At 64.7% G+C, this 5906-nt stretch carries 6 protein-coding genes; 4 read left to right on the top strand and 2 right to left on the bottom strand.

The window, feature by feature from the left end:
• Positions 1-791: ATP-binding protein (locus F0L68_RS37265; protein ID WP_149854623.1), on the bottom strand; the 791-nt coding region annotated here is incomplete at its 3' end.
• A 433-nt stretch (positions 792-1224) separates the two neighbouring features.
• Here F0L68_RS37265 and F0L68_RS37260 point away from each other — a divergent pair.
• The 4 genes from F0L68_RS37260 to F0L68_RS37245 all read left to right on the top strand — a co-directional run bounded on the left by F0L68_RS37260 (position 1225) and on the right by F0L68_RS37245 (position 3585).
• Positions 1225-1569, top strand: coding sequence for a hypothetical protein (locus F0L68_RS37260; protein ID WP_149854622.1), 345 nt, complete (start codon positions 1225-1227; stop codon positions 1567-1569).
• A 263-nt stretch (positions 1570-1832) separates the two neighbouring features.
• Positions 1833-2405, top strand: coding sequence for a hypothetical protein (locus F0L68_RS42865; RefSeq protein ID WP_188317037.1), 573 nt, complete (start codon positions 1833-1835; stop codon positions 2403-2405).
• A gap of 83 nt (positions 2406-2488) precedes the next feature.
• Positions 2489-2902, top strand: a complete 414-nt coding sequence (locus F0L68_RS37250; protein WP_223199482.1) for a hypothetical protein — start codon at positions 2489-2491, stop codon at positions 2900-2902.
• Between the two features lie 335 nt (positions 2903-3237).
• Positions 3238-3585: a hypothetical protein gene (locus tag F0L68_RS37245; RefSeq protein ID WP_223199481.1), complete on the top strand. Its 348-nt coding sequence runs from the start codon at positions 3238-3240 to the stop codon at positions 3583-3585.
• Here F0L68_RS37245 and F0L68_RS37240 read toward each other — a convergent pair.
• Positions 3523-5906, bottom strand: a 2384-nt coding sequence (locus tag F0L68_RS37240) for an ALF repeat-containing protein (RefSeq protein ID WP_188317036.1), incomplete at its 5' end; no start/stop codon positions are given. The two genes, F0L68_RS37245 and F0L68_RS37240, sit on opposite strands and share 63 nt — an antisense overlap.

Genomic DNA, 5906 nt, shown 5'->3' with positions numbered 1-5906 from the left:
CCATGGCGGTAGTCCTTGTCCGACAGGGAGGGGAACCTGTCAGACCACAGCCTCCCAGGCACAGCCACCACAACTAAGCAGCGACACGCTACTAGATCGACGGGTCCGCCCGCGATCTGCTCCAACAGGCTAAGGAACGTCCGCCGCTGGGGTTCGTCCGAGCACTGGGTGAACAGTTCCTCCAACTGATCCACTACCACCACGACCCGCGCCGGCTGGGATCCACTGCCGCGGTCTCGCAGCACCCGGTTCAGCAACGTGACGCATCCGGTCGAGTCGCTGACCAGCAGCCCAGCCATGATGGCTGGCTCGTCGCCGGTCAGGTGCGCGAGTTGGTCGGCCAGCGCGCGTACCGGATCGGCGGTCGGGGTGAACAGCACTGTTGGCCACCGGTCCGAGCCGGGCAAGGTGGCCTGGCCGAGTCGGGGCAGTAATCCTGCTCGCAGGAGGGAGGATTTCCCGGCTCCGGACGGTGCCACCACCATCTGCAGTCCGCCGGTGGTCAGGCGCCGATCCAGGCGGGCGATCAGGTCTGCGGTCAGGTCGTCGCGACCGAAGAACCACTGGGCCTGGTCCGGCCCGAACGCGGCCAGACCGGGATAGGGGCACTCGCGCACGAGCGTGCCGGGTGTGGTGCGGCGTTGGTCGTGTGCGCCGTCGACGTAGTGGAAGTGTTGGTCCCGGCCGGCCTGGTTCACCTGTGCATCGCCGGACGCGTGGGCGGACAGGTGAATCCTCGGTATGGGTCCGGTCTGCTCCTCGTCCGAGGTGTCGTGGTCGCTGTGACTCACCGGTCACTCCGTTCGGTGATGTGTTGGTCGCGACCAGCCTGATACACCCGAGCGCAGTCCCAGGTGTTCGCGGCCATCGTGACTGTCGGGCCGGGTTGGTCTGCGGGCGAGTGCGCGTCCAGCGTCGCTGGCTGAACCGGTGATTGTGGTGTGTGCTGGGTATCGCGCCTGCTCGGCTCGGCGCCTGGCAGGGCCGCTGAGGGATACGGGGGTCCGGCAGTGCGATCCACGCAGTCATCGAGGTTTCTTTGACCACAACCGGCACCCGTCGGAACGTTTCGGGGTCGATCACAGCGCTGTGGCGCACGATCTCGTCGAAGATCCACTCCGATACGATCCTCGCCAGGTTCCCGGGCGAGCCAGTGAGTGCGGTCTTGAGCGGCTCGGCATCGAGCAGCCGGAACACGGTCAGCACCGATGTGGAGGTGACGCCGTGCTCGTCGAACGCGACCTCGCCGGCATGCACGGCCAGCCGCAACCGGATCCGCTGCTGCGGTGGGCTGGTCAGACTATGTCCACGCACCGCCCGAGTCAGTGCGACCGGCATGACCTCCTCGAACGGCGCCTTGCGGATATCTGGGGGAACCAGAACGAACACCGAGTCGCCGCGGTCCTCCGCGTGACACCGATCCCAGGGCACTTGGATCGCCTCGAACGCCTCCCGCACGATGCGGTACATGCCGTCGCGGACCACACGCTGATGCGGCAACGTCCGCCGCGGATCACCGAACCCCTCAACATCCACCACGACGATCCTGCGGTGCTCGGCCACCCCTGAACCATCCATGCTGCTCCAATGTGCTCGCTGATCCGGTCCCCGGGACTGTTAAATTTTCGGCTCTGACAAGATTTTCGTAGGGTTGGAGTTAGTTGAGTAGGATCATCTGGCGTAACAAGAGGAAGCCTGCACGGCCGTACATCGTTCTCTTGATCAGCTTGGTTTTGTGTTGACGCCCTCGGTTCTGCCGTTGTGGAACGGGAGGGTGAGCCGGCGAGGACCGCGTTGTGGTTTTGCCGCAGGCCGCGGACGAAGGAGTGCAAGTGGAGGAGGTCGTCCTCGCCGACGGCGGCCGTCCACTCCCGCAGGCGCCGCGCGTTGGCGGAGGTTGGGGCCAGCAGCGCGGCGAAGGCGCGGATGTGTCCGCCCAGTGCGGTCATCTCGGGGCAGGCTGCGGTGAGGGCCTCGACGAGTTCCCGGTCGTCTGGGGTGAGCAGTCCGGGGGCAGAGCACAGAAGGCCCCTGAGGCGCCGGGCGGAGACTGCTGGGCGGTCGGCCTCGACGCGGCCTTGGTGGATGTAGCGGCACAACAGGTTCTGGCTGCCGGTGTAGCCGAGAGTCTTGATCTCGTCGAGCAGCGTGGCCACGGACACGGCGGGGGCCTCGGCGCGGCGGCGGCGCGAGTGCTCGCGGAACGGGTCGACCAGACAGGCACGGTACTTATGGCTCGCGGCACTTGGCGCACCGGCCGTGGCGTCACGATGAGCATGCGTCGCCACACTCCGCTCAACCCGCAGCGTCATGACAGCAACGATCAGGCCCGACGACTACATCGCGCCTACTGCCTGACGCGCGCCAACTCGTGTAGCGGTTCAGGATCGCGCTGCGCGAGGTAGCGGTAGCTCTGCGGCGGCTGGAACGCGGCGTAATCTCGGAGCCAGGCAAGGGGGTAAGGGTCCGGAAGCTGACCGCTGTCCGAATGCCCCGCATGAACGCGATCACCGAACGCCGCGTCACGACGCCGCGCGCTGAACTGCTGGACCGCACACTGATCTGGAATCAGACCCACCTCCGGCACGCGCCGCACGAGTACAACCGGCACTACAACCTGCACCGAACCCACCGATCACTCGCCGCCGCAGCACCCGCGCGAGCCCTGCCCCAACCCTCGAACCCGACCGGATCAAACACCTCGCGATTCATCAGCGGGACCAGATGGACGGCGTCCTCCACGAATACTGGCACGCCGCTTGAACTGCATGGACGCAGTTTCGGCACGCACTGGGTCCTCGCCGCATACCAAGATCACTACAATAGGTATTGGCCACACCGGCCCCAAAGGGCCAGCGACCACCCGACGCCCAGGAGCGACCACTTGTCGCAGCCGGTTTGACGCCCCCAGGCCCCTGCGGACCCGGATCCCTGGAGGATTCATCAACGAGTAGCGCTACGCATCCTGAGCTGCAGCGACGAGTTCTCGGGCCCTACAGAGTGTCGATAGCAGGATCTCGACCTTTTAGTAGCCGCGACCCTGCTATCGAACTCGACAGTCTTATGGAGCTGCAGTGCAGTTCAATTCAGTCTATACCTAACTTGCTATATGTAGCGCCCTGACCTAACTACATGGCTTGCCAGCTCATCATTGTCGATAGAAGAAGGCTCTCCCGACGACAAACGGTCTTCCGAAAAATACAAGCTGCCAGCATTAATGTAACCTACAGGAAAGTCATGAGACGAAACGGTAAACGTATACCGGTCAGGATTGATTACCACACCCAAGAGTCCGATGCGTTTATCACCCTCGCCGAGGATGTCAATGGAGAGGTCATCCACTCGATGACGCAGCCTCAGCTCAGTCACTGCCCGGAACATCAAATCGATCCGAGTCGAATGAACACCGTCGCGGTTACTCCTGAGGAGCAGGACGCTGTGACTTACGTCGTACGACCAAAGCTGGAACCGTCGATCAAAATTGAGAGGTATTTTCATATTTTCCACGTCAACCCTTTAATGTCAGAAGGGATTGGCCTGCAATTTGCCGCCGATATAGAAATCAACCTTCGCCAGGACCCCTAGATCCTTAAAGAAGGCCAGCTCCAGGTCGGTGGCGCCACCAATCTGTCGAGCATTTCTCAAAATTGCTGTCCCGACGGCGGATTCCACCCCCTTATCGACCCCCTCCATACCGTCAAGACTGAAGGATACCCGGAAAGACGACGGATACACCTGAAGCAGTTCTCCGGCCGTCCAAACCGTTCCCCTCCAATCTTTGTCGTTCATCAGTGTACGTGCACCCAGTGTCTTGGCGAATTTTTCAATGTCTGAAGACTCAAGACCGAGCGCAATGTGGTCCAAGGTCGTCAACCCGGAACTATCGTCGGCAATCTTGGCGACTTGTCCAGCGAGTTTAGCCTGCGCCGCTTGGGTTTCGACTGTGGTGGCTTCGAGTTGAGCGCTGACCGCTCGCGCGGTGATCACGCCCGCGCCTACCTCGGCGCCCGCCAGCAGGCCTCCGGCCGTCATCGGTAGCCATGCTGCCAGCGCCGCACCTTCCGGGGCGACTGACAGTAGCGCTCCGCCCGCGATCGCCCCGCACGGCTCACAGACTATGGTCAACGCGACCAAGCCAACGGTCACCAACGTCCCGATCGCCAGGGCCCTCAGGTCGAGGTTCTTGAGATCTGGGAGGTATTTCATCCACGTGGTGGGCGCGAAGTTGGCGCTGAGGATGTTCCGCATGCTGATGCAGTTCTGGAACGCCGGACTCCCCGCCGGGAGCGTATATGCGCATGCTTCGCTTCGGATGGCGATGACCGTGGCTCGCTCGCTGTCGGTACCGGCGGCCAGCCACACGCACTGGGTGTATTCTTTACTGCTGCTGTCCGGGATGCTGGCCTTACACGCCTCGATCCCGGCTTTTTCTTGTTTCTCCTTCTCGTTGGAGGCTTTGGCGATGACACTCTTGGTGGCGTCCGTGGCCGCGTCGATGGCGTCCTTGGCGTCCTTGCCGGCGGCCTTCGCCGACGCGTAGGCATCTTTCGCTTTGTTATAGGCGTTTGTGGCGTAGCCAGCGGCTTGGTTGGCTGAGGCGTCGGCCAATACGGCCGAGTTTGCGGCCTGGGCCGCCGAATCCTGTGCGGCAGTGGCCGCCGTCCACGCGGTCTTGGCTGAGTCTGCGGCTTGCCGGGCGAAGTTCTCCGCGTCGCGAGCCGAGCCGGCGGCCTGCTGGGCGTACGTATCGGCGTCCTTGGCCGCGTCGATGGCTTGCCGGGCGTAGGTGTCGGCGTCCTTGGCCGCGCCCCATGCCCGCGCCGCCGCGGCGTGGGCGTCGTACGCGTCGTGCGTGGCCATCGCTGCGGCTTGCGTGGCTTGGGCGACCAATCCTGCGACCAGGGCGTTGTGCGCGGCGGTATTCTGATCGCGACGAGCTGCGGCGTACTGCCCGATGTCCAGGAACTGCCGCAGCATCGTCGGCGGCCCGTCCAGGGCTGCCTGGGCGGCGGCCTTGACCTCCCGGCCTCCAGCGGACATGACCTTGTTGACCCGAATCCGATCGTCCTGTGCCGCCGCGGTGTATTGGTCGGCACTCAGGAACTGGCGGCGAGCCTTGTCGGTGTTGGCGCGCAATGCCTCTTGCGCGGTCTGCACCAAGACAGTGCCGCCGGCCGCCCGAGCGGCGGCCATGATCTTGTTGATCTGGATCCGATCATCGATTTCGCGGCCGTCGTAGTCCCGGTTCTGGAGGAAGGTCTGCACGTCGGCGTCTGTGCCAGCCAGTGCGGTGGTGGCCGCAGCCCGCATGTCCTCCGTACCGGTCAGGGCGAGGCTGGTCAGGATGACCCGGTCGTCCTGACCAGCCGCGACAGGGATGCCATTCCGTACGAACTCGGCGACCTCGATGTCCGAGCCGGACAGCGCGGCGGTGGCGGCGGCCTTGGTCCATGGGCCGCCTGTGGTGGCCAGCCGTAGCGCCACCTTGCGGCCATCGGCCACCACCACGGCCCGATCCGCGCCTGGTGAGGTGGCCTCAGCGATCAGCCGGTTGGTCTCGGCGTCGCGGCGGGCGGCCTCGGCGGCATCCCACGCGAGGGCGCCCCTGAGGTTGTCAATGGCAGCGAACGCGGCCCGAGCGTCAGAGTCGGCCTGATCTGCCTGCACGGCCAACCGCACGTCATCGGCGGCGCGCGCGGCGTCGAAGACCTTCGTGGCCTGGGCAGCGGCGTCGGTCGCGGCCTTGGCCGCCACGCTGGCGGCGTTGGCGTGGTCGGTGGCCTGCTTTGCCGCGTCGACAGCATGGCCCGCTTGATCGGCGGCCTCGTTGGCGGCCTTGGCTGCGGCCTTGGCGTAGTCGGCTGCCTGGCTTGCCGCCGTACGAGTGGGTCTCGTCAAGTGAGTTG

The sequence above is a fragment of the Solihabitans fulvus genome (assembly GCF_008386585.1).
Lineage (GTDB): Bacteria > Actinomycetota > Actinomycetes > Mycobacteriales > Pseudonocardiaceae > Solihabitans > Solihabitans fulvus.
The sequence above is the reverse complement of the archived record's forward strand: the minus strand, read 5'-3'. Positions and strand labels throughout refer to the sequence as shown.

Bases quoted from the DNA above. Each gene is read 5' to 3' on its own strand.
- F0L68_RS37250 (WP_223199482.1), top strand. From the start codon at position 2,489: ATGCCCCGCATGAACGCGATCACCGAACGCCGCGTCACGACGCCGCGC.
- F0L68_RS37245 (WP_223199481.1), top strand. From the start codon at position 3,238: ATGAGACGAAACGGTAAACGTATACCGGTCAGGATTGATTACCACACC.